The organism is Leifsonia sp. PARNA 1/14, assembly GCF_055720965.1.
In genome coordinates, this window is sequence record NZ_JBVQSP010000001.1 from 771,039 (window position 1) to 796,198 (window position 25,160).

The following is a 25,160-nucleotide window of genomic DNA, read 5'->3' on the forward strand; positions in this document are numbered from 1 at the left end:
GAACGCCACAGCACCGAACGCCACAGCACCGAACGCCACAGCACCGAACGCCACAGCACCGAACGCCACAGCAGAGAGCAGAGCACTGTGAAAGCCAGCCCCTCCGACCAGAACGAGCTCCTGAGGCTTCAGGCCGCCGACACGCGGCTCAGCCAGCTCGACCATGCCGTCAAGAATCTCCCGCAGGCCAAGGAGCTCGCCGCCCTGCAGCCCGAGGTCGACGCCCTGCGTGCGCGCTGGATCGCCGCGACCGGCGAGGTGGAGGACGCCCGGTCGGAGCTCAAGCGCGTCGAGTCCGACGTCGAGCTCGTGGAGGCGCGCAAGCGCCGCGACACCGAGCGGGTGCAGCAGACGTCATCGATGAAGGACGTGCAGGCGCTGGAAGCCGAGCTCGCCTCCCTCGACAAGCGCCAGAACGACCTCGAGGAGATCGAGCTCACGGTCATGGAGCGCGTCGAAGGGCTCGAGGGCGCGCTGGCCGCCATCGAGGCCGAGCGCTCCGAGCTCGAAGGCAAGGTGCAGACGCTCGAGGCCGCGCGCGACGCCGAGTCCGGAACCGTCGGCGCCCAGCGCGACGCCCTCGCCCGCGACCGCGCCACGATCGCCGGGGCGCTCCCGGACGACCTGGTGGCCCTGTACGAGCGCCAGCGCGCGCGCTACGGCCTCGGCGCCGCTCTGCTGCTGCGCGGGGTGTCGATGGGCTCGAACGTCAAGCTCACCGAGTCCGACCTCGCCGAGATCCGCCGCGCGGCCGACGACGACGTCGTGCTCTGCCCGGACAGCGGCGCCATCCTCATCCGCAACGAGGAGTCGGGGCTCTGACACGCGCGCTGCGCTAGGGTGGAGGCCGGAACGGGACGGCCAGACGGTCGCGTCGGCCTGCGCGAGCGGGCCGCCGAGGAACGTCCGGGCTCCGCAGAGCAGGGTGGTGGGTAACACCCACCCGGGGTGACCCGCGAGAAAGTGCAACAGAGAGCAGACCGCCTCGCACGCGAGTGCGCGGTAAGGGTGAAACGGTGGTGTAAGAGACCACCAGCGGCCGGGGTGACCCGGCCGGCTGGGTAAACCTCGCCTGGAGCAAGGTCAGACAGGGGACCATGAGGCTGCTCGCCTCGTCCCCGGGTAGACCGCTAGAGGGCGGCGGCGACGTCGTCCCGAGAGAGATGGCCGTCCGCGGCGCGCGAGTGCCGCGACAGAACCCGGCGTATCGGCCGTCCCGTTCCTTTCAGCAGCCGCCGAGGGGCACGTAAACGCCACTGAAACCGGGTTTTAGGGGCGTTTTCGTGCCCCTCGACGCTCATTCCGTGTCGAGGTCCGGGTTCGGGTCCGGGTCGGGGGAGAAGCGGTAGCCCATGCCGGCCTCCGTCAGGAGGTAACGCGGGGCGGAGGGCACCGGTTCGAGCTTCTTGCGCAGCTGCGCCAGGTAGAGCCGCAGGTAGCCGGTGTCGTTCGTGTACTGCGGCCCCCATACCTGCGTGAGGAGGGACTGCCGCGTCACCAGCCGGCGCGGGTTGCGCAGCAGCACCTCGAGGATCGCCCACTCGGTGGGAGTGAGCCGGACGGGGCTCTCGCCGTCGACCGTGCGCTTGAGCACCTGATGGGCCGCGAGGTCGACGGTGATATCGCCGAACCGCACCGCCGGCTCATCGGAGGAGCCCGACTGGCGGCGGGTCAGGGCGCGGATGCGCGCGAGCAGCTCGTCCGCAGCGAACGGCTTGGTCACGTAGTCGTCGGCGCCGGCGTCGAGCGCGTCCACTTTGTCGGTGGATCCGGTGCGACCCGAGACGACGAGGATCGGCACCGTCGACCAGCCGCGCAGACCCTCGATGACCTCGATGCCGTTCAACTCCGGCATGCCCAGGTCGAGCATCACCAGGTCGGGATGGTGCTCGACCGCTTGCGACAGCGCCTCGGCTCCGGTCTTCGCGGTGATGACTTCGTAACCGCGCGCGCCGAGCAGGATGCGCAGCGCCCGGAGGATCTGCTGGTCGTCGTCGGCGATCAGGATCCTCATCGCTGCCCCTCCGTGTGCTCGGTGGCCGTGTGCGCGGTGGCCGTGTGCTCGGTGGCCGCGGGGAGCGAGACCACCATCGTGAGGCCGCCACCCGGCGTGTCCTCTGCCTCCAGTGTGCCGCCCATGCCTTCGGCGAACCCCTTCGACAGTGCGAGCCCGAGTCCGATCCCGGTGTCGTTGTCGGTGTCGCTCAGGCGCTGGAACGGCTGGAACACGGCCTCGCGGCGCTCGCTGGGGATTCCCGGTCCGTGGTCGATGACCCGCAGCTCCACCGTGCCGCCAAACTCGCTCGCGGCGATGACGGGAGGCCGGTCGGGTGGCGAGAAGCGCAGCGCGTTGCCCAGCAGGTTCACCAGCACGCGCTGCAGGAGCACGCCGTCGGCGAGCACGGGCGGCACGCCGTCGGCGAGGTCGAGCCCGACCTCCGCCGGGCCGACGCCGAGTTCGTCCAGGGCCGGAGGAATGACGTCGTCGATCTCGGTCGGCGCGAGCGACACCCCCAGCACTCCTGCCTCCACCCGGCTCACGTCGAGCAGGTTGGTGACGAGGGTCGCGAGCGAGTGGAGGCTGTCCTCCGCGGTCTCCAGGAGGGCCTCCCGGTCGGCCTCGCTCAGCGCGAGGTCGGTCTGCCGGAGGGTCGTGACGGCGGCGGTCGCGGCTGCCAGTGGGCGACGGAGGTCGTGCCCGACGGCCGCGAGGAGCGCACTGCGCACCCGGTCGGCCTCGGCGAGCGGCCCGAGCTCGCTGGCGGTCGCAGCGAGCTCCCGGTGTTCGAGCGCGGCGTCGAGCTGGGCGACGATCGCCGCCAGCAGCCGCCGGTCCGCGGCCTCCAGGTCGTGCCCGGACAGCTCCAGCGTGCCGCGGTCGCCGACCCGCACCTGCTGTGTGTGGGCGGGGTCGGAGGGTTCGCCGTCGGCGGAGACGACCTCGTCGCCGTCGAGGAGCCGCACCCCGGTCAGGCCGAACGCCTCGCGCGTGCGGGTCACGAGCGCCTGCAGCGCATCCTCGCCGCGGATGACGCCGCCGGCGACCGTCGCGAGCAGTTCCGCCTCCGCCGCCGCCCGCTGCGCCGCGCGGCTGCGCCGCGCAGCCTGGTCGACGACGACGCTGACCAGCGCCGCGATCACCAGGTACAGCACGAGCGCCAGCAGGTGCAGGGGCTCGGCGATGGAGATCGTGTAGAGAGGGTCGACGAAGAAGAAGTCGAGAGTGAGCCCGGAGAGCAGTGCGGCGAACAAGGCGGGCCAGATGCCGCCGACCAGCGCGACGACCACCACGAGCAGCTGGTAGCTGAGCACGTCCGCCGTCATCGACTCGCTCGACCGGACGTTCACGAGCAGCAGGGTCAGCAGGGGGCCGCCGATCAGGGCCAGGACGAAGCCGTAGACGCGCCGGCGCACGGTCAGACCGCCGCGCGGCCGCGGGAGCGAGAACCGGCCGCCCGCCCGCGCGTGGGACACGATATGCACGTCGATATCCCCGGACTCGCGGATCACGGTCGCGCCGATCCCCGGCCCGGTGAGCAGCGCGGCGAGCCGGCTGCGCCGCGAGACGCCGATCACCAGCTGGGTCGCGTTCTCGCCGCGCGCGAAGTCGACGAGCGCGCGCGGGATGTCGCTGCCGACCACCTGGTGGTAGCTGCCGCCGAGCTGCTCGACGAGTGCGCGCTGGGCGGCGAGCGCACCGGGAGTGGCCTCGCGGAGGCCGTCCTGGCTGGTGATGTGCACCGCGAGCAGTGCGCCGCCGGCCGCGCGGGCGGCGATGCGTGCGCCGCGGCGCAGCAACGTCTCGCCCTCCGGGCCGCCGGTGAGGGCGACCACCACCCGTTCGCGGGCCTCCCACGTGCCGGCGATGCCGTGCTCGGCGCGGTACCTCTGCAGCGCGGAATCGACTTCGTCGGCCAGCCAGAGCAGTGCGAGTTCGCGCAGTGCGGTCAGATTGCCGAGGCGGAAGTAGTTCGACAGCGCGGCGTCCACCCTCGCAGACGGGTACACGACGCCCTCGGCGAGCCGGTCGCGCAACGCCTGCGGTGCGAGGTCCACGACCTCGATCTGGTCGGCGCGGCGCAGCACGGCGTCGGGGATGGTCTCGCGCTGCTGCACGCCGGTGATCTGCTCGACGACGTCGTTCAGCGACTCGATGTGCTGGATGTTGACCGTCGACATCACGTCGATTCCGGCGGCGAGCATCGCCTCCACGTCCTCCCAGCGCTTGGCGTTCTGAAGGCCGGGGGCGTTGGTGTGGGCGAGCTCGTCGACGAGGGCGAGCTGCGGCCGGCGGGCGAGCACGGCGTCCAGGTCGAGCTCAGTGAGCTCGACGCCGCGATGCTCGACCGCCCGGCGCGGAACGACCTCCAGCCCGTCGAGGAGAGCAGCGGTGGCGGCACGGCCGTGGGTCTCCACGACCGCGACCACCACGTCGTCGCCCAACGCCTTCAGCCGCTTGCCTTCTTCGAGCATCGCGTAGGTCTTGCCGACGCCGGGCGCCGCGCCGAGCATGACCCGCAGGTGGCCGCGCGACATGGGCTCTCGATCCCTCACTCTCGATGTCGGCGCTTCAGGCGTCGGTGTGCTCGGGGCCTTCAGGCGTCGGAGGAGACCCCGACCTCCGCCGACCGCCCGCGCTCGCCGGCGTCGCGGCGCTCGCCGCGGACGGCCAGCGCCGCCGCCCCGAGGATGCCCGCGTTGTTGCGGTGCACCGCCGGCACGATCTCGGTCTTGAGGTCCAGCAGCGGCAGGAATTCCTCATAGTTCTTCGAGACCCCGCCGCCGACGATGAACAGGTCGGGCGTGAACAGGAACTCGACCGTCGAGTAGTACTTCTGGAGGCGCTTGGCCCACTTCTCCCACGAGAGGTCCTCACGCTCTTTGGCCGAATAGGCGGCGCGCGACTCCGCGTCGTGGCCCTCGATCTCCAGGTGGCCCAGCTCGGCGTTCGGGATGAGCACGCCGTCGTAGATCAGCGCCGAGCCGATTCCGGTCCCGAGCGTCGTCATGATGACGAGGCCGTCCCGGCCCTTCGCCGCGCCGAACCGGGTCTCGGCGTAACCCGCCGCATCGGCGTCGTTGACGAAGTGGATGTCGCGGCCCAGGCCCTTCTCGAAGAGCTCCTCGGCGTGGAGGCCGATCCACTTCTTGGAGACGTTGGCCGCCGACAGAGTGACGCCATGGCTGACGATCGCCGGGAAGCACACACCGACAGGCGCGTCCGGCTCCTCGGCGGCCAGCTTCTCGACGATCTCCTTCGTGGTCTCCACGATGTCGTCGGGCTTCCCGCCCTCCGGGGTCGGCAGCTTGACCCGGTCGCTGAGCAGTTCCCCGGTCTCGAGGTCGACCAGCGCCCCCTTGATGCCCGTTCCGCCGACGTCGATTCCGATTGCGTGGTTCTGCGCGCTCATGTGGTCGAATCTACCCTGCGCTCGGGTACCGGGCGATGAGCGGCAGGAACACGTCGTCGACGATCGCGACGATCGTCTCGTCGTCGGCGGGCGCCATGCGCATCAGCAGCTCGTGACGCAGCAGCGTGAACGGCAGCTGGGCCACGATCGGAGGCAGCGAGCCCCGGTCGAGCTCGCCGCGAGCGGAGGCACGCTGGAGGATCGCGTCGAGCATCGTGGGCCGGCCGCCGATGAGCTGCTCGCGCAACCCTGCTATGCCGCCCTCGCTCTCGGAGACTATGCCGCTGAAGCGGAGCATGAGCGGGCCGACGAGCTGGCTGCGGCGCGCGTTCGCCTGGCGCAGGTAGTCGATCAGGTCGTCGCGGAGGTTGCCGTGGTCGGGCAACTCGATCTGCTCGGCGTCGAAGTGGTGCCGGACCGCCGCGAGCGCGAGTTCGCTGCGCGTGGGCCAGCGGCGGGCGATCACGGGACGGCTGGTGCCCGCTCGCGCGGCCACGCCCTCCATCGTCAGTGCCGAGTAGCCGTTCTCGTCGAGCTCGGCCCATGCGGCCTCCAGCAGTGCGGCCTCGAGCTCGGCGCCGCGGCGGCGGCGGGCGGGCGACTCGTCAAGATCCATTTGCGCATCTTATCGAAGAGAGCTATCGTGTGGTCAATTAGATACGCATCTGCATCTTAAAGGAGTTCGCCATGGCCGAGAAGCTCGACAGAACGGTCGTCCGGACCGCGACCGCCCTGGTGGTCGGTGCGCTGGCGGTGGTCTTCGACACGACGATCCTCAGCGTCGCGCTGCACACGCTCGCGATCGACCTGCACACCTCGGTCGCGCAGATCCAGTGGGTGACGACCGGGTACCTCCTGGCGCTCGCCGCCACCGTCCCACTCTCGGCATGGCTGCTGGCGCGGTTCGGCGGCAAGCGCGTCTGGATGGTCGCGCTCGCGATCTTCCTGGCGGGCTCGATCCTCTCCGGCCTCGCATGGAACGCGGAGTCGCTCATCGCGTTCCGCATCCTCCAGGGCGTCGGCGGCGGCCTGATGCTGCCCGTGATGACGACGCTGGTGATGGAGGTCGCCGGCGGCAGGCAGCTCGGCCGGGTGTCGGCCGTCATCGGCCTCCCGGCGATGGCCGGTCCGGTGCTCGGTCCGGTGCTCGGCGGGCTCATCCTGGCGCTGGGGGACTGGCGCTGGATCTTCTGGGTCAACATCCCGTTCACGGTCGCCGGCCTGCTGCTGGCCTGGCGGATGCTGCCCTCCGACCGCGGCCGCGACCCGAAGCGCCGCCTCGACGTCGTCGGTGTCGTGCTGCTGGTGCCGGGCCTCGCGGGCCTCCTGCTGGGGCTCTCGAACTCCGTGCAGACGGGTGGTTTCGGCCGCGTCGACGCCTGGCTCCCGCTCGTGGCCGGCGTTGCGCTCGTCGCGGCCTTCGCGGTCTGGGCGCTGCATCGGCGAGGCAGCGCGCTGGTGGACGTGCGCCTGCTGCGCGTGCGCTCGGTCTGGTCGGCCTCCACGCTGCTCTTCCTGTCGAGCGTCGCCCTCTACGGAGCGATGCTCCTCCTCCCGCTGTTCTGGCAGCAGGTGCGTGGCACCGACGCGCTCGGCGCCGGCCTTCTTCTGGTGCCGCAGGGGCTGGGGACGCTGGCCTGCCGTCCGATCGCCGGGCGGCTGATCGATCGGGTCGGCGCGCGCTGGATCGCCGTGGTCGGCTTCGCGATCGTGGCGGTCGCGACGATCCCGTTCGCGCTGAGCCCGGTTTCCGCCGCCGACCCGCTGCTGCTCGTCGCGCTCTTCGTCCGAGGCTTCGGCCTCGGCGCGATCACCATGCCGCTCATGGTCGCCTCGTACCAGGGCCTGGCGGGGGAGCAGATCGCGCACTCGAGCATCCTCACCCGCACGGCCCAGCAACTCGGCGGCTCGTTCGGCACCGCGCTGTTCGCCGTGCTCCTTCAGGCCGCGGTGCAGGGCGGGGCTTCGGTCAGCGCGGCGTTCGACCTGGCGTTCTGGGTCGCCTCGGCCGCGACCGTGCTCGGTGTCGGGATCTCGTTCGTCCTGCCGTCGGCGGGGGCTGCGAAGGCGGCGGTCGCCTCGACGCCGGCACCCGCGCCGGCCCCGGTCACGGCAGCGTCAGGATCTCCGCGCCCCGCTCCGTGACCACCAGGGTGTGCTCGAATTGCGCCGTGATGCTCCGGTCGCGGGTGACGACCGTCCAGTCGTCGGCCCACATGTCCCACTCGTAGCTGCCCAGGGTCAGCATCGGCTCGATCGTGAACACCATCCCGACCTCCATCACGTCGTCGAACGCGGGAGCGGCGTCGTAGTGGGGGATGATCAGACCCGAGTGGAACGTCGCCCCGACGCCGTGCCCGGTGAAGTCGCGCACGACTCCGTAGCCGTAGCGCTTGGCGAACGACTCGATCGCCCGGCCGATCACGTTGACCTGGCGCCCGGGCGCGACGGCCTTGATGCCGCGGTTCAGGGCCTCCCGGGTGCGTTCGACGAGCAGGGTGACCTCCTGGGAGGCCGTGCCGACGATGAAGGTCTGGTTGCTGTCGCCGTGGAAGCCGTTCTTGAATGCGGTGATGTCGATGTTGACGATGTCACCGTCCTCGAGCACCGTGTCGTCTGGGATGCCGTGGCAGACGACCTCGTTGACCGAGCTGCAGATCGATTTGGGGTAGCCGCGGTAGCCGAGGGTCGACGGGTAGGCGTCGTGCTCGATCAGGAACTCGTGGCCGATCGCGTCGAGCTCCTCGGTCGTGACGCCCGGACGCACTGCCTGGCCGACGCGCTCGATCGCCCGCGCCGCGATCCGGCCGGACTCGCGGATGAGCTCGATCTCCTCCGGCGTGTACACGTCGCCGCGGTCCGACGGCGTCGGGCCGGCCTTGCCGACGTACTCCGGTCGCGGGATGCGCGAGGGGACGGGACGCATCGCGGTGACGCGGCCCGGGATCAGGTGACCGGCGGAATCCTTGGGCATAGGATCAAGCTTATGACCGGCGAGAACGACTACGGGATCCGCCAGGATGCCGAGCACAAGTACTGGTACAACATGAAGACCGGCCAGGTCGAGCAGGGCTTCCTGTCGCCTGCGCCCGACCGCGTCGGCCCGTTCGACACCCGGGCCGAGGCCGAGAACGCCCTCGAGAAGCTCCGCGAGAACAGCGCGAAGTGGGCCGAAGAGGACGCCGAAGAGGGCCGCTAGCCACCAGCGCTCGCAGTGCCGCCGACCGGAGGCCCCAGCAGGTCGGCGAGGTCCGTGCCGGCCCTGAGGAGCGCCTCGGACCGCTCGGCGACGGTCCGCAGACGTTGAGTGAGCGCTTCGCGCGCCTCCGCAGGGCTGCCGACGGAGCCGTCGGCGCCGACCAGAGAGGCCACGACCGCTCGAACCTGCGGGATGCGGTAGCCGCCGGCCCGCAGAGCGCGGACGATCCGCGCGTCACGCGCCGCCCCGGGAGGATACCGACGCGCACCGGTGGCGTCATCGCGCTCCGGCGAGACCAGTCCCTGCTGCTCCCAGAACCTCAGGGTCGAGGAGCGCACGCCGAGCGCCAGTGACAGCTCGGTGATGGTCATCGCATCCGCCGGGAGGGCGGGAGCGTCATGCGCGCGCTCATCGACGATGGCGTCGAGGGCCTGAAGGGCGGCGAGAGTGTCTGCTCGCGCGCCGGCCACTGCCACGTGGAGCGCGACGATGCGAGCGACCGCCTCGTCGCGCGGCGAGGTGCGCAGCTCGCGCATCGTCGCGCGCGCCGCGACAGGGCCGACCGCGACAGCGAGCCCGCGGTATGCGCGCAGGGCGGCCAGATGCTCCCGGGCGAACCGGCGGTAGCCGTTCGGCAACCGGACGGCGGGAGGGATCACCGCGAGTCGTTCGAGATCGCGGACCTGCTGCACGGAGTAGCCGCTCGCCGACGCGAGCCCGCTCGTCGAGACGAGGTCGTCGGCGCCGATCGGATCGTTCACCCAGGACCACCCTCCATAAGCACTTCAAGCAGACACTTGAATCATGACGATGGAAACGGATTCTCTCAGAGGTCAGAGGCTTCGACGGCGTTCTCGAGCTGGCGCCGCAGCCCGGCAGCGCGTTCCCGGAGATCTCCTGGGGCGACCACTTCTTCTACTTCGCGCCCGACGGCCAGGTGCCGACGAACCGGCAGCCCTACGCCACCATCGTGACGAAGGACTACCCGGACGACACCGCGTCCCGCCTCGACGCTCCGGATCGCTGGCGGCTCAACATCCACGTGGGGACGACGACAGCCGCCGCGCTCGCCGGCGCTGCCGGGGAAGCCGTCGGCGACGTCGACTTCAGCGCGGAGGACGTGTTCCTCCTGCATCCCCTCTACGGAGCGCTCGGCTGGGTCTGCGTCGTGAATCCCGGTGAGGCCACGCTCCACCGCGCTCTGGAGGCTCTGCGCGACGCGCATCGCGACGACCGGCGACGAGTCGAACGCCGTGCGACCTCCGGCTGACCGGCGCCGAATGATGTGCCCCGACTAGAAGCTGTGCTCCTCGGTCGGGAACCGGCCGCCCTTGACGTCGGCCTGATACTCCCGCGCGGCCTCCGAGAGCACGCCCTTCAGGTCGGCGTACTGCTTCACGAAGCGCGGGATGCGGCCGGTCGTGAAACCCGCCCAGTCCGTCCACACCAGCAGCTGGCCGTCCACGTGCGGGCCGGCGCCGACACCGATCGTCGGGATGCGCAGCTCCTGCGTCACGCGCTGCGCCACGTCGGCCGGGACCATCTCCATCACGACGGCGAACGCGCCGGCCTCCTCGACCGCGTGCGCGTCGGCGAGCACCTGCTCCGCGCCGGCGCCGCGACCCTGCACGAGGTGACCGCCGAGCCCGTGCTCGCTCTGGGGGGTGAATCCGATGTGCGCCATCACGGGGATTCCGGCGTCGACGATGCGCCGGATCTGCTTGGCGCTGCGCTCGCCGCCCTCGAGCTTGACCGCGTGCGCGCCCGTCTCCTTCATGAAGCGCACCGCTGTGTGCAGCGCCTCCTGCGGGCCGGTCTCGTAGGAGCCGAACGGCATGTCGGCGACGACGAACGCGCGCTTGACCGCCTTGGCGACCGCACGGGTCAGCGGGATGAGCTCGTCGACGGTCACGGGGAGGGTCGTGTCGTAGCCGAGGACGTTGTTGCCCGCCGAGTCGCCGACCAGCAGGAAGTCGATCCCTGCTTCGTCGAAGATCTGAGCGGTCAGCATGTCGTAGCTGGTCAGGCCGGTGAACGGCGATCCCTCCTCCTTGGCCGCCTGGAAGTGGCGGGTCCGCACCCGCTTCAGCGACTCCATCGAGGGAGTGGCGGGGTGGACGGAGGGCACAGGGGACTGCTCGCTCATGCGCCTCAGTCTAGTGACGCGTCCCACCGCCCGATCCGGCGGGATTCCGCCTGCTGTGCCACTAGTCTGGAGGGGCTGACGAAAGGGGCAGGATGGACAAGCAGCGCGACTTCGTTCTTCGGACCATCGAGGAGCGCGGCGTCAAGTTCGTGAGGCTGTGGTTCACCGACGTCGTCGGCACGCTCAAGTCCGTCGCGATCGCGCCGGCGGAGGTCGAAGGGGCGTTCACCGAGGGGCTCGGCTTCGACGGCTCCGCCATCGAGGGACTGACCCGCGCGTTCGAGTCCGACCTCCTCGCGCATCCCGACCCCACCACCTTCCAGATCCTGCCGTGGCGCGGCGAGGTCGACCCGACCGCCCGCATGTTCTGCGACATCACGACGCCCGATGGCCAGCCGTCGGTGTCCGACCCGCGCAACGTGCTCAAGCGCACGCTCGAGAAGGCCGCAGACCGTGGGTTCACGTTCTACACCCACCCGGAGATCGAGTTCTACCTGCTCAAGTCCTCCACCTTCGGCGACGAGGGTCCGGAGCCCGTCGACTCGGCCGGGTACTTCGACAACGTGCCGGGCGGCACCGCCCACGACTTCCGCCGCCGTTCGGTGCGGATGCTCGAAGACCTCGGCATCTCGGTCGAGTTCAGCCACCACGAGGCCGGTCCCGGCCAGAACGAGATCGACCTCCGTTACGCCGACGCGCTGACCACGGCCGACAACATCATGACCTTCCGCACGGTGATCAAGGAGGTGGCGATCGAGCAGGGCGTCTACGCGACGTTCATGCCGAAGCCGCTCTCGGGGCACCCGGGCTCGGGCATGCACACCCACATGTCGCTGTTCGAGGGCGACACCAACGCGTTCTTCGAGGCGGGTGCGCAGTACCAGCTGTCGAAGGTGGGCCGCCAGTTCATCGCGGGCCTGCTCAAGCACGCGCCCGAGATCACCGCGGTCACGAACCAGTTCGTCAATTCCTACAAGCGGCTCTGGGGCGGCGACGAGGCTCCCAGCTTCGTCTGCTGGGGTCACAACAACCGCTCGGCTCTCGTGCGGGTGCCGCTGTACAAGCCCAACAAGGGTCAGAGCTCGCGCGTCGAGTACCGCGCGATCGACTCGGCGGCCAACCCCTACCTCGCCTTCTCGCTCATGCTGGCCGCGGGCCTCAAGGGCATCGAGGGCCAGTACGAGCTGCCTCCCGAGGCCGAGGACAACGTCTGGGCGCTGTCCGACGCCGAGCGCCGGGCGCTGGGCTACAGCCAGCTGCCGGCGAGCCTCGACCACGCGATCTCGCTCATGGAGGACTCGGAGCTCGTGGCTGAGACGCTCGGCGAGCAGGTGTTCAACTACGCCCTCCTCAACAAGCGCAAGGAGTGGGCGGAGTACCGGGCGCAGGTGACGCCGTACGAGCTGCGCACCAACCTCGAGATCCTCTGACACGAACGTGACCCGCGAGCAGCTCTCCCTCACGGCGCTCGCACGCGCCGGATTCGTGGGGCTGAGCTCGGTGCGTGGGCAGCTGGACGAACTGGTCGAGCTGACCGGCTTCGACGTGGACGACCTCCTGCCCGCACTCTCGGCAGTGGCCGACCCGGACACGGCGCTGGCGCTCGCGCTGCGATTGCTGCGGCACGCTCCCGTGCAGACGGCGCGTTATGTGCCGTCGCGCAACGACGCCAGCCGGGTCCTGCGGGTGATCGGGGCGTCGGAGGGCGCCGCGGAGTTCTTCCTGCGGCAGCCGGCGGAGCTGAGCGCGCTCGACTACCCGATCACCGCGCTGCCGACCGCCGGCGAGCTGCGTGACGACCTGCTGGATTCGGTCGGCGCCGTCGACGGCGTCGCCGCGCTGCACGACGACGAGGCTCGCGCAGCCCTCCGCGTGCGCTACCGCCGACGTCTGGTGCAGATCGCGAGCTTCGACCTCGAGCAGGAAGACCCGGTCGCCGGGTTCGACGCGGTCGCCGCCGCGCTCTCCGACCTCGCCGCCGCCGCGTTGGAGGCGTCGCTCGCCGTCGCTCGCCGCCAGACGATCGGCACCGGGCCCGGCCGTTTTCCGGAGGCCGAGGTGCGTGCGACGCCGTTCGCCGTCATCGGCATGGGCAAGGCCGGCGCGCGCGAGCTCAACTACGTGAGCGACGTCGACGTGATCTACGTGACGGAGGGCGTCGAGTCCGCCGGGCTCGGTGCGGGCCGGGCGGTCGACATCGCGACCCGGCTGGCGATGCTCACGCAGCGCGGCATCCACGAGCCCGCCATCGAGCCGGGGCTCTGGGAGGTCGACCCCAATCTGCGGCCGGAGGGCAAGGACGGCGCGCTCGTGCGCACACTCGAGTCGCACATCGCCTACTACGACCGCTGGGCCAAGGGGTGGGAGTTCCAGGCGCTGCTCAAAGCCCGCCCGCTCGCCGGCGACGCCGACCTCGGAGCCCGCTACGTCGCCGCGCTCGCCCCCAAGGTGTGGAGCAGCGCCTCGCGCGAGAACTTCGTGGAGTCGGTGCAGCGGATGCGCGAGCGTGTCACCGACAACATCCCCGACGACGAGGTGCACTACCAGCTGAAGCTCGGGCCGGGCGGTCTGCGCGACGTCGAGTTCACCGTGCAGTTGCTGCAGCTCGTGCACGGCCAGAGCGACGAGCTCGTACGCCAGCGCGACACCCTGTCGGCGCTCGCAGCGCTCGCGGCCCAGGGCTACATCGGGCGTGAGGAGGCCGCCGCGTTCTCGCAGGACTACCGCACGCTGCGGCTGATGGAGCACCGCCTCCAGCTGCGGCACCTCACCCGGACGCACCTGATGCCGCGCGACGAGGGCGATGTGCGCGTGCTGGCCCGGGCGACCGGTCTGGCGCCGAGCGCCGAGCAGTTGATGGTGCGCTGGAACGAGATCAAGCACCGCGTGCGAGGCCTGCACGAGCGGCTGTTCTACCGACCGCTGCTGAGTGCTGTGGCGGCGACGAACGCGGACACCCGGCTCGCGGATGCGACGGCGGGCGAGGGCGGCGCCGGTCTCACGACCGAGCAGGCAGAGGCGCGACTCGCCGCGATCGGCTTCCGCGATCCGCGCGGCGCCCTTGCGCACATCGCCGCCCTCACCGCGGGAGTCTCGCGCCGGGCCGCTATCCAGCGGCACCTGCTCCCCGTCCTCTTGCAGTGGTTCGCGGCGGGCGCGGATCCCGATTACGGCCTCCTCACCTTCCGCCGGCTGAGCGAAGACCTCGGCTCGACGCACTGGTATCTGCGGATGCTGCGCGACTCCACCGGCGCCGCCGAACGGCTCACGCGCGTGCTGTCCGGCTCGCGGTTCGCGGGCGAGCTGCTCGGCCGCATCCCCGAGTCGGTGGCTTGGCTGGAGTCGGAGGAGGACCTCCGCCCGCGCAACGCCGAGGTGCTGCGGGAGGAGACCGCCGCGATCCTCGGCCGGCACGAGTCGGCGGCTACGGCGGCATCGTCGCTGCGCGCCGTCCGCCGGCGCGAGGTGCTGCGCCTGGCCTTCTCCGCGATCCTCGGCTTCAGTACCATCGAGGAGCTGGCGCGAGGTCTCACGGCCGTCAATGAGAACGTGATCGTCGGCGTGCTGTCGGCGATCCGCGCCGAGCGCGGGGACGCCGACGCGCTCGAATTCGCGATCATCGGCATGGGGCGTTTCGGAGGCCGTGAGCTCGGTTTCGGCTCCGACGCCGACGTGATGTACGTCTTCCGCCCGCTCGCAGCCGACCAGGACGTCGCGCACAAGGCGGCCCTCGCCATCGTCGCCGAGCTCAACCGGCTCACCGAAGACAATCGGCTTCCACTCGACCTCGACATCGGGCTGCGGCCGGAGGGGAAGAACGGGCCGGCGGTGCGGTCGCTGGAGGCCTACCGGGCGTACTACCGCCGCTGGTCGCTGACCTGGGAGGCTCAGGCGCTGCTGCGCGCCCGCGGTGTCGCCGGCGACGCCACGCTGCTCGCCGACTTCGAGGCCGTCGCCGACGAGGTGCGCTTCCCGGCGAGCATCGGCGACCAGGAGGTGCGCGAGGTCAAGCGCATCAAGGCGCGCGTCGAGAACGAGCGGCTGCCGCAGGGCGCCGACCCGTCGCGCCATCTGAAGCTCGGCCGGGGCTCGCTCAGCGATGTCGAGTGGTTCGTGCAGCTCGTCCAGCTTCAGCACGCGGCCGCGATCCCCGCGCTGCGGACGACCTCCACGCTGGAGGCCCTGGCGGTCGCGGTGGAACACGGCTTCATCGACGCAGAAGACGCGGCGAAGCTGCACGACGCCTGGCTGTTCGCCTCCCGGGCCCGTTCGGCGATGACGCTGTGGACCAACAAGACCGCCGACGTGCTGCCGGCCGACCGGGTGGCGCTGGAGGGCGTGGCCCGTCTCATGGAGTACCCGCCGGGTTCGGCGAGTCGGCTCGAAGAGGACTACCTGGCCGTCACCCGCCGGGCGCGGGCGGTCTTCGAGCGTTCCTTCTACGGGGTCCAGCAGCGCTCGACGCCCACGGGCTGAGACGCCGAGCGCTGCCGGGTGCCTCACATGCCCGGTACGGGAGTCAGTTCGTAGACGTCGATCGTGCCGCCCATCGCGCGGTGCGGGTGGCCGGTGAGCAGGCTCTCGACGGCGTCGGCGCCGTCGGCCTCGATGAGCGTGTAGCCGCCCACACTGCGGTCAGCGCCATCGGAGACCGCCGCGGTCGGCGCCCCGAAGTCGATCAGGCCGCTGCCGACCTGCTGCGCCCACGCGTTCCAGGCAGCGTTCATCTGCTCTGCCTGTTCGGGGGTGGGCTCCGGCATCGAGGCGATCGCCTCGGGGTCGGCGCGGTAGAGGAGGAGGTAGCGGGCCATGGGGGTCTCCGATCTGTCGCGGGGTCCGAGCGGCCCCGGCGCGAGACGAATCTAGCCGGATGAGGGCTTCGCGGGAACGCCTGCAGGGCCACCCTGCGACGGTTCTCAGACGATGTTCTCGCGCTGCTTCCTGGGAGTCTGTCGGCCGTTTCCTGTCCCTCCCGTGGAACGGTGGGACGATCGGGTCGCCCCGCCCCGACGACCGGTCGCGTCTGCGCCGATCGAACGCCCGAGGAGACCCCGATGAACCCGACCCTGCAGCCCGACCCTGCTTTCCCCTCCGACGGGGACGGGCGGCCCGTCCCGGACCGCCCGAACGTCGCGCACGCTCAGGCGCGCCGCCCGTCGCTGCGCAAGCGGATCGTCCTGTCGGTCGTCGCCCTCGTGACTGTGCTGGTCGTGGCCGTCGGCGGGTTCGCGCTCTACTCGTACGTCGATCTGTCCAATGGCCTCCACCGGTCGACGGTCGCGCTCCCGGGCGCGGGGAAGAAACACGACGTCGCCGAGACGAACATCCTGGTCATGGGCCTGGACAGCCGACTCGACGAGAACGGCGACCCGCTGCCGAAGGATGTGTACGACGCGCTGCACGCGGGCGACCAGTCGGACGGCGGCTACAACGCGAACGTGCTGATGCTCATCCACATCCCGGCCGGCGGCAAGAAGGCCGTCGGCATCTCGATCCCGCGCGACGATTACGCCCCGCTGTCCGGCAGCCCCGACGGCGTATCGGCGTCGAAGATCAAGGAGGCTTACGGCCTCGCCCTCGACCAGAAGCTGACCGAGCTCACGAACGCGGGAGGCCTCAGCCAGGCCGACGCCTACCAGCAGGCGCGCACCTTCGCCCGCCAGACCGAGCTCCAGACGGTCTCGGACTTCCTCGGCGGCGTGCGCATCGACCATTTCGTCGAGGTGACGATGGCCGCGTTCTACCAAGTGGCCCAGGCGGTGCAGCCCGTGACGGTCTGCATCGCGGAGGACACCAAGGACCCGTACTCCGGCGCCGACTTCAAGGCGGGCGTGCAAGAGCTCTCGGCATCGCAGGCCGTCAGCTTCGTGCGTCAGCGCCGGGACGAGAGCAACCCGGACCTGAACTTCACCGACCTCGACCGCGAACGCCGTCAGCAGGCGTTCATCGTGTCGCTCGCGACCAAGCTCAAGAAGGCCGACACCTTCGCCAACCCCGCGACCCTGTCCTCCCTGATCTCGACGGCCAAGCAGAACATCGCCCTCGACTCGGGGTTCGACCTCCTGAGCTTCGCTTCGGAGGCGCAGCACCTCGCCGGAGGCAACATCACCTTCACGACGCTGCCGATCACCGGGTACGGCGTGAAGGACGGCAAAGACGTCAACCTCGTCGACCCCGACCAGATCCACGCCGTCGTGCAGCAGCTGTTGAACCCCTCCACCGCGACGCCCACCCCGACCGCTGCGGCGCCCGCTTCGTCGGCTCCTGCCACGCCTGCGTCACCCGCGCCCTCGTCGACCCCGACGACGTCGGCCGGCCCGAACGGCACCTACACTGACCCGACGGCGCCCCTGCCGTCCGGGGGAGTGCCCTGCGTTAAGTGACAGCTAGTCGCCCAGCGCGTCGATGAGCGCTGCGTAGAGCGCACTGAACCGCGCCCGGTGGTCCTCTGTCTCGATAGGGCTCAGCGGAAAGGTCACCTTCGCACCGTAGGACCACTCGGCCGTGACCTTGAAGTCGCCCGGCCACGGGTCGAACAGGTCGCGCCGGAACGCCGAGTTCGCGTCAGAGACGGTCAGCTGGGCGAGACCGGCGCGCGGCCGCGCGACCACGAGCGTCTCGACGTCGTAGGGGTCCGCGCTGCGTCCGCCGGCGTCGGCGAACACGATCGTCTTGTCGGTGAAGACGACGACTTTCGCCGAGAAGACGCCGGCGTCGTCGATGCGTACTCCGGAGTCGAGATGATCGATCGGCCGCAGCCCGACCGCGAGAGCGATGCCGGTGACGAAGTGCCCGAACCACTCGGCGCGGTCATCGCTGCGGATCCGCATCCACGCCGGTCCGGTGAGTCCCCGCCCGACCTCCTCGAGCACGTCGTTCAGATCTTTGTCGGCCATACGACGACCTCCTCCACTCCGCTTCGCCAGCGGCCACTCCGACAACCGTAATCGCGCGGCGCCGAGTTCGCATCACGGGAAGCGCAGCACGCGGAAAGGGCCGCATCCCTGCCGGGGATGCGGCCCTTCCACTACTGCGTCCGGATCAGACCCCGTAATACAGCTCGTACTCGAACGGGTGCGGGCGCTGCGCGAGGGGCTTGATCTCCTTCTCGCGCTTGTACTCGATCCAGGTCTCGATGAGCTCCGGGGTGAACACGCCGCCCGCGGTGAGGAAGTCGTGGTCGGCCTCGAGCGCGTCGAGCGCCTCGCCGAGCGACGCCGGCACCTGGGGGATGTTCTTGGCCTCCTCGGGCGGCAGCTCGTAGAGGTCCTTGTCGACCGGCTCGTGCGGCTCGATGCGGTTCTTGATACCGTCGAGGCCGGCCATGAGCTGGGCGGCGAACGCGAGGTACGGGTTTCCGGAGGCGTCGGGCGCGCGGAACTCGATGCGCTTGGCCTTCGGGTTGGTGCCCGTGATCGGGATGCGGATGGACGCCGAGCGGTTACCGGCCGAGTAGACCAGGTTGACCGGGGCCTCGAAGCCGGGGACGAGACGGTGGAACGAGTTCACCGTCGGGTTCGTGAAGGCCAGCACCGCCGGGGCGTGCTTGAGGAGGCCGCCGATGTACCAGCGGGCGATGTCGGACAGGCCGCCGTAGCCGGCCTCGTCATAGAACAGCGGCTTGCCGTCGTTCCACAGCGACTGGTGGGTGTGCATGCCCGAGCCGTTGTCGCCGAAGAGCGGCTTCGGCATGAACGTGGCGGTCTTGCCCCACTGCTCGGCCGTGTTCTTCACGATGTACTTGAACTTCAGGATGTCGTCCGCCGCGTGGACCATGGTGTCGAAGCGGTAGTTGATCTCGGCCTGGCCGCCGGTGCCCACCTCGTGGTGCGCACGCTCCAGGATGAGGCCCGCGTCGATCAGCTTCAGCGAGATGTCGTCGCGCAGGTCGGCCTGCTTGTCCACCGGGCTCACCGGGAAGTAGCCGCCCTTGTACGGCGTCTTGTTGCCGAGGTTGCCGCCCTCTTCGACGCGGCCGGAGTTCCAGGCGCCCTCCTCGGAGTCGACCGAGTAGAACGAGGAGTTCTGCTTCACTTCGTAACGCACGTCGTCGAAGATGTAGAACTCGGCCTCGGGAGCGAAGAACGCGGTGTCGGCGATGCCGGTGGAGGCGAGGTACTTCTCGGCCTTCTTGGCGACCTGGCGGGGGTCCTTCGCGTAGATCTCACCGTTGCGCGGGTTGTAGATGTCGAAGACCATGATCAGCGTGCGCTCGACGCGGAACGGGTCGATGTAGGCGGTCGAGACATCCGGGATCAGCTGCATGTCCGACTCGTGGATCGACGCGAAACCGCGGATCGAGGAACCGTCGAACAGCTGGCCGACGGAGAAGAACTCCTCGTCGACGGTCGCTGCGGGGATGTTGAAGTGCTGCTGCACACCGGGCAGGTCGGTGAAGCGGATATCAAGGAACTTGACGTCGGTGTCCTTGATGAACTTGAGCACCTCGGAAGAATCACGGAACATACAGAGGACTCCCAATGGCTTTGCGGTGAGGGACTGCGCGTGCAGCCCAAGCTACACGCTAGGGGGAGGCCGTTTCCCTCCGGTGACGCAAATGTTTCCGGCATGTTACGCCGTGGTCCGCCCGGTAAACTCGTCAGGTGCCCCAGAAGTCCCCGTCCTCCCGCTCGGGAGACATCGCGCCCAGCCGCTACCCGGGCGAACGCCTCGGCCTCCCGGAGGCCGGCCCGCGCTCCGTCGGACGCCTCGGCCGCCGCCTCGGCGCGATCGTCGTCGACTGGGCGCTCGCGTCGCTGATCTCGCTGGCTTTCTTCCACTACGACCAGTGGGCGACTCTGGGCGTCTTCGCGCTGATCCAGATCGTCTTCATCCCCACGATCGGCGGCAGCATCGGCCACCGGGTGTTCGGGATGCGCGTCGTCGCGGTCGCTGGAGGCTGGGTCGGCGTATGGCGGCCGATCGTGCGCACCGCCCTCCTCTGCATCGTCATCCCGGCGCTCGTCTGGGACTCCGACCAGCGCGGCTTCCACGACAAGGTCGCAGGCACGGTCCTCATCCGCGCCTGAGGCCGGCGCCGCGAGGCGCCTGCACGAACGAGGGGCACGTCGTTGTCGGTTCTCGTGGTGAGAAATGACGACGACGTGCCCCTCGGCACGCGGTGGTCGGCGTCAGCGGGCGCGCTGCGCGCGGACCTTCATCGGGTCGACGCCCTTGGGGATGGGCATCGGGTTCTCGAGCGACTGCAGGCGGTTGCTGATCGCCAGGACCTCCGCCTTGGTGAGCGACGGCTTGATCTTGGCGAGCGTCCGCGGGATCTTGTGCAGCGGAACAGAGTCGGCGTCGGGGCCGACCGAGATCGTCGTGACGGGAACGTTGGGCAGCACGCGCGTGATCTTGCGGCGCTCTTCGTCCACCATGCGCTGGGTGCGGGTCTTGGGGCCTTCGCTGATCAGCACGACCCCACCGCGACCGGTGGCGCGGTAGACCGCGTCCTGGGTCTTGCCGTTGACCGCGATCGGCATCTCTGAGCCGCGCCAGCTGCGCTTGAGCGAGCTGCGCAGCACGGCGCCCACGGCTCCGGGCTGGCCCTCGATCTGCGAATACGCGGCACGCTCGGCGCGACGGCCGAGGATGATCAGGCCGACGAGCACGCCCGCGAGGACGCCCGCCACGATCCAGAGCACCATCGTGAAGACGTTGCCGCCGGACAGGAACACCGCCATCGCGATGCCGGCGAGGATCGGCAGCACGATTCCGCCCACGATGTAGAGCAGCGCGCGGTCGTCGTAGCGGCGGGTCATCTGGAAGACCTGCCACATCTGCTTCAGCCGACCGGGCTCCTTGGTGGACTTGTCCTTGCGTGCCATAGTCACAAGGATACCGGCTCGGCCGCCGCCTGGATGACCTGTTCACGGCGGGCGTAGCGCCGGCCGGGAGGACGAATGCGGGGGCTCAGGAGACGGCCTGCGCGAAGCCGGCGGAGGCGTCGGCGAGGTGCTGAAGCTCCGAGGGGACCGGGCGCCCCTTCGCCTGCATCGACTGCGCCCAGAGCCGTCCAGCGCGGTACGACGAGCGCACCAGCGGGCCCGACAGCACGCCGAGGAAGCCGATCTCCTCCGCCTCCTGCTTGAGCTCGACGAACTCGTCGGGGTGCACCCAGCGCGCCACGGGGAGGTGGCGCGGACTCGGCCGCAGGTACTGGGTGATCGTGATGATGTCGGTGCCGGCGTCGTGGAGGTCGTGGAGCGCCTGACTGATCTCGGCCCGCTCCTCACCCATCCCGAGGATGAGGTTCGACTTGGTGATCAGCCCGGCGGTGCGGCCCTGGGTGATCACGTCGAGCGAGCGCTCGTACCGGAAGGCGGGCCGGATGCGCTTGAAGATGCGCGGGACCGTCTCGACGTTGTGCGCGAACACCTCCGGCTCGGCCGAGAACACCTCGCCGAGGTACTCGGGGTTGCCGGAGAAGTCGGGAACGAGGATCTCCACGCCGGTGCCGGGACTTTGACGGTGGATCTCACGGATGGTCTCGGCGTACAGCCATGACCCCTCGTCCGGGAGGTCGTCGCGGGCAACGCCCGTGACCGTCGAATAGCGCAGCCCCATCTTCGTCACCGATTCACCGACGCGTCGCGGTTCGTCACGGTCGAACTCGGCCGGCTTGCCCGTGTCGATCTGGCAGAAGTCGCACCGCCGCGTGCACTGGGAGCCGCCGATGAGGAACGTCGCCTCGCGGTCCTCCCAGCACTCGTAGATGTTCGGGCAACCGGCTTCCTGGCAGACGGTGTGCAGCTCTTCGGACTTCACGAGACTCTGCAGCTGCCGGTACTCCGGGCCCATCTTGGCCTTTGTCTTGATCCACGCGGGCTTGCGCTCGATCGGGGTCTGAGCGTTTCGCACTTCGAGCCGGAGCAGCTTGCGGCCCTCGACCGGGGCGCTCATGCGGCGACCCCCTGCTCGGTGCCCGTGGTGCGTGTCGCGGCGGCGACGGGGCTCGACGCCGGGTCGGCCAGCGCGCGGTCGAGGGCGGCCTGCACCAGCGGGGCGACCTCCTGCGGCGTGACCGTGCGGGCGAGCACGCGCGAGATCGTCGTGACGCCGGCATCGCGGATGCCGCAGGCGACGATCGTCTCATAGGCGTCGAGGCTGTTGGAGCAGTTGAGGGCGAAGCCGTGCATGGTCACGCCCTCGGCGACACGGATGCCGATCGCCGCGATCTTCTCGTCGCGTGCCCCGTCGTCGCCGCGCAGCCACACCCCAGACCGTCCGTCGACGCGCTCGCCTGGCACCCCCAGCCCCCGCAGCACGCCGATGAGCACGTCCTCGAGCCAGCGGACGTAGCCGACGACGTCGATCGGCTCGGCGAGCCGCAGAATGGGATAGCCGACGAGCTGACCCGGCCCGTGCCAGGTGATCTTGCCGCCGCGGTCGACATCGATCACCGGGGTGCCGTCGGTCGGGCGCTCATCGGGGGAGGTGCGCTTCCCGGCGGTGAAGACGGACTCGTGCTCCAGGAGAAGGACGGTGTCGAGCGCGGCACCGGAGGAGACCTCGGCGTGGACGGCGCGCTGGCGCAGCAGCGCCTCGTCGTACGGAACAGGCCGGGAGCCCACCCCGGAGACATCGAATACGGTCATGAGAGCATCCTATGTGGACTCAGTCCAGAAATTCGAACCGCGGTGTGCTTGTTCGCCTTCAGTCCCTCACAGGCAGGCATGTCCGCGACGTGTCCACCGATCTTCCGCCCGACTGCCGCGACTGGGTCGAGCGCGCTGAGATGGGGTATGAGCATCTTCACGCGGCGTCCGATCGACCTGTCACGACGAGCGGTGGCTGTCGCGGCCGAGGCGGGATGGGAGATCGAGCGGTGGGGTGACGGGAGAGGGCTGTCTGAACGGGGCGTCGATGGGGCGACCGGCGAGAGCGTCTCGATCGTCGTGAGCGGGGGAGAGCTACGCGGTCCGGCCCTCGCGATGCTGGGTCTTCGACGGGAGGATGGGGCGTCCGTGCCCGCGGGAATCTCGGGGGTCGTGTCCGAGCACCTTCCGCGGACGCTGCCGCTGCCGGCGCTACGCGCGATGCGAGCGCCGCGCGGCTATTCGCTCGTCTTTCGTCTCGTCGAGCATCCGGCTGGGGGAACCCTCGACGACCTTCTCGGCCGGCGTGCGAGGCTGGCAGTCGGGGAGGGCGTCACCCTGCTGGTGGCCGTCGCGCGCGGCCTCGCCGACTTTCATGCGTGTGGTCGAGCGGGTGCCCTCCTCGCGCCTCGGGATATCGGATTCCGCGACGACGGCTGTCCGATCCTCACGGGAGGGGATCAGCTGCAGCCGCTCGATCACGGTGCTGCGCAGGCCGATGTCAAGGCGTATGCCGCTCTCGCCGCGACCGTGTGCGTCGCCGTCGGTGGAGCTCCCGGCGCAGCGCTTCTCGCCGCGGCCACCGCCGGCCATCACCGACGCTGGGAGGATGTCATCCGTGCAGTACTGCGCGCGGCGGACCCGATCGCCGTCGCGTGGAGCGCGGCCGCGGACGCGATCCTTCCTCGGGTGGAGCGCGGTGCGGTTGCCGAGGCAGCGGCCACGGGATCGGTTCCCGATTCGAGGGAAGCGTCGTGGGATGGCGAGGCGACGGTTCGTCGCGCGGCTGTGGATGCTGTGTCGCCATCGCCGGAGCTCGAGGCGACGGTCCGTCGTGACGTCGTGCGTGCCGCGGTGTTCTCGTCTAAGGGCAGTGCGCGGTCCACGGAACCGTCTCGTCACGACCCGGCGCCGTCGCTGCTGACGGGGTGGGCGGGAGGACGACGACCTGAGATCTCCGCGGTCTCCCCGCGAGGTCCCGCGGACGACCGGCTCGTGTGCGCGGGGACCGCGCTCCCGCATGCGGCTCGGCCTCCGGCATCGTCATCACCGGCATCGCCATCGTCATCACCGGCATCGGCATCACCGGTATCGGCGGGCGGTCGCGACCCGGCCGGGAGCGATCGGATGTTGCGGACAGTGGAACGGCTGCTGGACGGGGTCGGCGATCGCCCCGGGGTGCGGGCGCTGGGTGTCGTACGCGCCTGGGTGGTCGCGCGGCCGTTGGTGGTGGCGGTTGCGGTCGTCCCGGTGGTCGGGGTACTGCTCGTCCTGATTCTGTTGCCGCCTCCGGTGCACGGAGGTGATGTGGTCGGCAAAAGCAGTTCGGCCCCGCTCCGCGAAAGCGGAACAGGGCCGAGCTGGTGCGAACTCGCGGCCGGAAGCCGGAACTCGTGCGACGGCTGACGTCGCGGGCGGATCAGATGCCGAGACTGCCCTCGAACGCGCCACCTTCGAGGCGGTTCTTCACCGCGACCAGGAAGCGGGCGGCGTCTGCGCCGTCGACGATGCGGTGGTCGTACGACAGAGCGAGGTACACCGTCGAACGGATCGCGATCGAGTCCGTGCCGTCGGCCGTGATGACGACCGGCTTCTTCGACACGATGCCCGTTCCCAGGATCGCGACCTGCGGGAGGAACACGACAGGGGTGTCGAACAGTGCGCCGCGCGAACCGGTGTTCGTCAGCGTGAAAGTGCCGCCGGCCAGCTCGTCCGGCTTGAGGCGGTTGTCGCGCGTGCGCTCGGCCAGATCGGCGATCTCGCCGGCCAGGCCGGCGATGTCGAGGTCGGATGCGTTACGGATGACCGGGGTCAGCAGTCCGCGCTCGGTGTCGACGGCGATCGAGATGTTCTCGTGGTCGGGGTAGACGATGCTGTCGCCGTCGACCGTGGCGTTGATGACCGGGTAGGCCTTCAGCGCCTCAGCGGCGGCGAGAGCGAAGAACGGCAGGAAGGAGAGCTTCGTGCCGGTCTTGGCGAGGAAGTCGCCCTTGACCTTGTCGCGGAGGGCAGCGACCTTGGTCACGTCCACCTCGACCACGGTCGTCAGCTGAGCGGTCGACTGCATCGAGACGACGGCGCGCTCGGCCACGACCTTGCGCAGGCGGGTCATCTGCTGCGTGGTGCCACGCAGCGGCGAGACCTCGACGACCGGGGCCGCCGCGGCGGGAGCAGCGGTCGCCCTCGCCGGAGCAGCAGCCGACAGGATGTCCTCCTTGCGGATGCGTCCGCCGACACCGGTGCCGGTGACGGTCGACAGGTCGACGCCCTGCTCGTTCGCGAGCTTGCGGACGATCGGAGTGACGTAGCCGGCGTTGCCGGCGTGCGCGCCCGAGGGGGCGGCAGGCGCCGCAGCGGGCTCGGCGGCCGGTGCCGGAGTGGCGGCCGGAGCGGGCTCGGCGGCCGGGGCCGGAGCAGCCTCCGGAGCCGGAGCAGCGGCGGGGGCCGGAGCCTCCTGAGCCGGGGCGGCGGCGGGCGCAGGAGCAGCCTCCTGTGCCGGGGCGGCGGGCGCGGGAGCAGCCTCCTGTGCGGGAGCAGCCTCCTGTGCGGGAGCAGCCTCCTGTGCGGGAGCAGCCTCCTGTGCG

The 25,160-nt window shown here is 70.3% G+C and carries 23 protein-coding genes and 1 other RNA gene; 10 read left to right on the forward strand and 14 right to left on the reverse strand.

The annotated features are described in order from the left end of the window. Positions 1-87: 87 nt before the first annotated feature. Positions 88-822 carry a zinc ribbon domain-containing protein gene (locus tag AC0HS0_RS03895; RefSeq protein ID WP_472961784.1) on the forward strand — a complete coding sequence of 245 codons (735 nt, stop codon included), beginning with the start codon at positions 88-90 and terminating at the stop codon, positions 820-822. A 31-nt stretch (positions 823-853) separates the two neighbouring features. Next, positions 854-1,223, forward strand: an RNA gene (gene rnpB, locus AC0HS0_RS03900) — RNase P RNA component class A. A gap of 74 nt (positions 1,224-1,297) precedes the next feature. On the opposite strand, the gene AC0HS0_RS03905 is transcribed toward rnpB, so the two are convergent. Genes AC0HS0_RS03905 through AC0HS0_RS03920 form a run of 4 tightly spaced genes read right to left on the reverse strand, consistent with a single transcriptional unit; the run spans position 1,298 to position 6,027 of the window. Further along, positions 1,298-2,014 carry a response regulator gene (locus AC0HS0_RS03905; RefSeq protein ID WP_472961785.1) on the reverse strand — a complete coding sequence of 239 codons (717 nt, stop codon included), beginning with the start codon at positions 2,012-2,014 and terminating at the stop codon, positions 1,298-1,300. Continuing rightward, the gene (locus tag AC0HS0_RS03910) at positions 2,011-4,536 is read right to left on the reverse strand and encodes a sensor histidine kinase (protein ID WP_472961786.1); all 2,526 of its coding nucleotides are present in this window, start codon (positions 4,534-4,536) and stop codon (positions 2,011-2,013) included. The genes AC0HS0_RS03905 and AC0HS0_RS03910 overlap by 4 nt, the downstream gene beginning before the upstream one ends. A 59-nt stretch (positions 4,537-4,595) precedes the next feature. Beyond that, positions 4,596-5,411, reverse strand: coding sequence for a polyphosphate--glucose phosphotransferase (gene ppgK, locus AC0HS0_RS03915; protein ID WP_472961787.1), 816 nt, complete (start codon positions 5,409-5,411; stop codon positions 4,596-4,598). Between the two features lie 10 nt (positions 5,412-5,421). Further along, entirely contained in the window at positions 5,422-6,027 is a 606-nt protein-coding gene (locus AC0HS0_RS03920) for a TetR/AcrR family transcriptional regulator (protein ID WP_472961788.1), read from the reverse strand. 71 nt (positions 6,028-6,098) lie between these two features. On the opposite strand from AC0HS0_RS03920, the gene AC0HS0_RS03925 reads away from it, so the two are divergent. Then, positions 6,099-7,556, forward strand: coding sequence for an MDR family MFS transporter (locus AC0HS0_RS03925; protein ID WP_472961789.1), 1,458 nt, complete (start codon positions 6,099-6,101; stop codon positions 7,554-7,556). On the opposite strand, the gene map is transcribed toward AC0HS0_RS03925, so the two are convergent. Beyond that, positions 7,519-8,385: a type I methionyl aminopeptidase gene (gene map / locus AC0HS0_RS03930; RefSeq protein WP_472961791.1), complete on the reverse strand. Its 867-nt coding sequence runs from the start codon at positions 8,383-8,385 to the stop codon at positions 7,519-7,521. The two genes, AC0HS0_RS03925 and map, sit on opposite strands and share 38 nt — an antisense overlap. Positions 8,386-8,397: 12 nt before the next feature. Here map and AC0HS0_RS03935 point away from each other — a divergent pair, with 12 nt between their 5' ends. Continuing rightward, positions 8,398-8,610 carry an SPOR domain-containing protein gene (locus tag AC0HS0_RS03935; RefSeq protein WP_055915683.1) on the forward strand — a complete coding sequence of 71 codons (213 nt, stop codon included), beginning with the start codon at positions 8,398-8,400 and terminating at the stop codon, positions 8,608-8,610. On the opposite strand, the gene AC0HS0_RS03940 is transcribed toward AC0HS0_RS03935, so the two are convergent. Further along, positions 8,607-9,371, reverse strand: a complete 765-nt coding sequence (locus AC0HS0_RS03940; RefSeq protein ID WP_472961792.1) for a MerR family transcriptional regulator — start codon at positions 9,369-9,371, stop codon at positions 8,607-8,609. The two genes, AC0HS0_RS03935 and AC0HS0_RS03940, sit on opposite strands and share 4 nt — an antisense overlap. 59 nt (positions 9,372-9,430) lie before the next feature. On the opposite strand from AC0HS0_RS03940, the gene AC0HS0_RS03945 reads away from it, so the two are divergent. Next, complete coding sequence (locus AC0HS0_RS03945; RefSeq protein ID WP_472962126.1) at positions 9,431-9,880, forward strand: DUF6194 family protein; 450 nt, start codon at positions 9,431-9,433, stop codon at positions 9,878-9,880. Between the two features lie 24 nt (positions 9,881-9,904). Here AC0HS0_RS03945 and panB read toward each other — a convergent pair whose 3' ends face one another. After that, positions 9,905-10,756 (reverse strand): 3-methyl-2-oxobutanoate hydroxymethyltransferase, encoded by an 852-nt coding sequence (panB, locus tag AC0HS0_RS03950; RefSeq protein ID WP_472961793.1) that lies wholly within the window; start codon positions 10,754-10,756, stop codon positions 9,905-9,907. A 92-nt stretch (positions 10,757-10,848) separates the two neighbouring features. On the opposite strand from panB, the gene glnA (AC0HS0_RS03955) reads away from it, so the two are divergent. Together glnA (AC0HS0_RS03955) and AC0HS0_RS03960 are read left to right on the forward strand one after the other, a co-directional pair. Further along, positions 10,849-12,186 carry a type I glutamate--ammonia ligase gene (glnA, locus tag AC0HS0_RS03955; protein WP_472961794.1) on the forward strand — a complete coding sequence of 446 codons (1,338 nt, stop codon included), beginning with the start codon at positions 10,849-10,851 and terminating at the stop codon, positions 12,184-12,186. A 7-nt stretch (positions 12,187-12,193) separates the two neighbouring features. Then, complete coding sequence (locus AC0HS0_RS03960; RefSeq protein ID WP_472961795.1) at positions 12,194-15,232, forward strand: bifunctional [glutamine synthetase] adenylyltransferase/[glutamine synthetase]-adenylyl-L-tyrosine phosphorylase; 3,039 nt, start codon at positions 12,194-12,196, stop codon at positions 15,230-15,232. 23 nt (positions 15,233-15,255) lie between these two features. On the opposite strand, the gene AC0HS0_RS03965 is transcribed toward AC0HS0_RS03960, so the two are convergent. Continuing rightward, positions 15,256-15,567 (reverse strand): YciI family protein, encoded by a 312-nt coding sequence (locus AC0HS0_RS03965; RefSeq protein WP_472961797.1) that lies wholly within the window; start codon positions 15,565-15,567, stop codon positions 15,256-15,258. A 243-nt stretch (positions 15,568-15,810) separates the two neighbouring features. On the opposite strand from AC0HS0_RS03965, the gene AC0HS0_RS03970 reads away from it, so the two are divergent. Then, a complete protein-coding gene (locus AC0HS0_RS03970) occupies positions 15,811-17,139 on the forward strand; it encodes an LCP family protein (protein WP_472961799.1) in 1,329 nt (442 codons plus the stop codon). Between the two features lie 3 nt (positions 17,140-17,142). On the opposite strand, the gene AC0HS0_RS03975 is transcribed toward AC0HS0_RS03970, so the two are convergent. Together AC0HS0_RS03975 and glnA (AC0HS0_RS03980) are read right to left on the reverse strand one after the other, a co-directional pair. After that, positions 17,143-17,652: a hypothetical protein gene (locus tag AC0HS0_RS03975; protein WP_472961800.1), complete on the reverse strand. Its 510-nt coding sequence runs from the start codon at positions 17,650-17,652 to the stop codon at positions 17,143-17,145. Between the two features lie 145 nt (positions 17,653-17,797). Beyond that, entirely contained in the window at positions 17,798-19,222 is a 1,425-nt protein-coding gene (glnA, locus tag AC0HS0_RS03980; protein ID WP_055915700.1) for a type I glutamate--ammonia ligase, read from the reverse strand. 137 nt (positions 19,223-19,359) lie between these two features. On the opposite strand from glnA (AC0HS0_RS03980), the gene AC0HS0_RS03985 reads away from it, so the two are divergent. Further along, a complete protein-coding gene (locus tag AC0HS0_RS03985; RefSeq protein WP_472961801.1) occupies positions 19,360-19,785 on the forward strand; it encodes an RDD family protein in 426 nt (141 codons plus the stop codon). 102 nt (positions 19,786-19,887) lie between these two features. On the opposite strand, the gene AC0HS0_RS03990 is transcribed toward AC0HS0_RS03985, so the two are convergent. The 3 genes from AC0HS0_RS03990 to lipB form a co-directional block, all read right to left on the reverse strand. Next, positions 19,888-20,586, reverse strand: a complete 699-nt coding sequence (locus AC0HS0_RS03990) for a DUF4191 domain-containing protein (RefSeq protein WP_472961802.1) — start codon at positions 20,584-20,586, stop codon at positions 19,888-19,890. Between the two features lie 85 nt (positions 20,587-20,671). Then, a complete protein-coding gene (gene lipA, locus AC0HS0_RS03995; protein ID WP_472961803.1) occupies positions 20,672-21,661 on the reverse strand; it encodes a lipoyl synthase in 990 nt (329 codons plus the stop codon). Next, positions 21,658-22,356 carry a lipoyl(octanoyl) transferase LipB gene (gene lipB / locus AC0HS0_RS04000; RefSeq protein ID WP_472961805.1) on the reverse strand — a complete coding sequence of 233 codons (699 nt, stop codon included), beginning with the start codon at positions 22,354-22,356 and terminating at the stop codon, positions 21,658-21,660. The genes lipA and lipB overlap by 4 nt, the downstream gene beginning before the upstream one ends. 147 nt (positions 22,357-22,503) lie before the next feature. Between lipB and AC0HS0_RS04005 the strand changes: the two genes are divergently transcribed. Then, on the forward strand, positions 22,504-23,982 hold the full coding sequence (locus tag AC0HS0_RS04005) for a hypothetical protein (protein ID WP_472961807.1): 1,479 nt from the start codon (positions 22,504-22,506) through the stop codon (positions 23,980-23,982). Positions 23,983-23,995: 13 nt separating this feature from the next. On the opposite strand, the gene sucB is transcribed toward AC0HS0_RS04005, so the two are convergent. Continuing rightward, on the reverse strand, positions 23,996-25,160 hold a 1,165-nt coding region (gene sucB, locus AC0HS0_RS04010), incomplete at its 5' end, for a 2-oxoglutarate dehydrogenase, E2 component, dihydrolipoamide succinyltransferase (RefSeq protein ID WP_472961808.1).

Excerpts from the sequence above, each read along its gene's own strand:
- AC0HS0_RS03965 (WP_472961797.1), bottom strand. The coding sequence starts at position 15,567 with ATGGCCCGCTACCTCCTCCTCTACCGCGCCGACCCCGAGGCGATCGCC.
- AC0HS0_RS03925 (WP_472961789.1), top strand. The coding sequence starts at position 6,099 with ATGGCCGAGAAGCTCGACAGAACGGTCGTCCGGACCGCGACCGCCCTG.
- lipA (WP_472961803.1), bottom strand. The coding sequence starts at position 21,661 with ATGAGCGCCCCGGTCGAGGGCCGCAAGCTGCTCCGGCTCGAAGTGCGA.
- glnA (WP_472961794.1), top strand. The coding sequence starts at position 10,849 with ATGGACAAGCAGCGCGACTTCGTTCTTCGGACCATCGAGGAGCGCGGC.
- AC0HS0_RS03970 (WP_472961799.1), top strand. The coding sequence starts at position 15,811 with ATGAACCCGACCCTGCAGCCCGACCCTGCTTTCCCCTCCGACGGGGAC.
- ppgK (WP_472961787.1), bottom strand. The coding sequence starts at position 5,411 with ATGAGCGCGCAGAACCACGCAATCGGAATCGACGTCGGCGGAACGGGC.
- AC0HS0_RS03990 (WP_472961802.1), bottom strand. The coding sequence starts at position 20,586 with ATGGCACGCAAGGACAAGTCCACCAAGGAGCCCGGTCGGCTGAAGCAG.
- AC0HS0_RS03935 (WP_055915683.1), top strand. The coding sequence starts at position 8,398 with ATGACCGGCGAGAACGACTACGGGATCCGCCAGGATGCCGAGCACAAG.
- panB (WP_472961793.1), bottom strand. The coding sequence starts at position 10,756 with ATGAGCGAGCAGTCCCCTGTGCCCTCCGTCCACCCCGCCACTCCCTCG.
- AC0HS0_RS03920 (WP_472961788.1), bottom strand. The coding sequence starts at position 6,027 with ATGGATCTTGACGAGTCGCCCGCCCGCCGCCGCCGCGGCGCCGAGCTC.
- AC0HS0_RS03910 (WP_472961786.1), bottom strand. The coding sequence starts at position 4,536 with ATGTCGCGCGGCCACCTGCGGGTCATGCTCGGCGCGGCGCCCGGCGTC.
- glnA (WP_055915700.1), bottom strand. The coding sequence starts at position 19,222 with ATGTTCCGTGATTCTTCCGAGGTGCTCAAGTTCATCAAGGACACCGAC.
- AC0HS0_RS03975 (WP_472961800.1), bottom strand. The coding sequence starts at position 17,652 with ATGGCCGACAAAGATCTGAACGACGTGCTCGAGGAGGTCGGGCGGGGA.
- map (WP_472961791.1), bottom strand. The coding sequence starts at position 8,385 with ATGCCCAAGGATTCCGCCGGTCACCTGATCCCGGGCCGCGTCACCGCG.
- AC0HS0_RS03905 (WP_472961785.1), bottom strand. The coding sequence starts at position 2,014 with ATGAGGATCCTGATCGCCGACGACGACCAGCAGATCCTCCGGGCGCTG.
- AC0HS0_RS04005 (WP_472961807.1), top strand. The coding sequence starts at position 22,504 with ATGAGCATCTTCACGCGGCGTCCGATCGACCTGTCACGACGAGCGGTG.
- lipB (WP_472961805.1), bottom strand. The coding sequence starts at position 22,356 with ATGACCGTATTCGATGTCTCCGGGGTGGGCTCCCGGCCTGTTCCGTAC.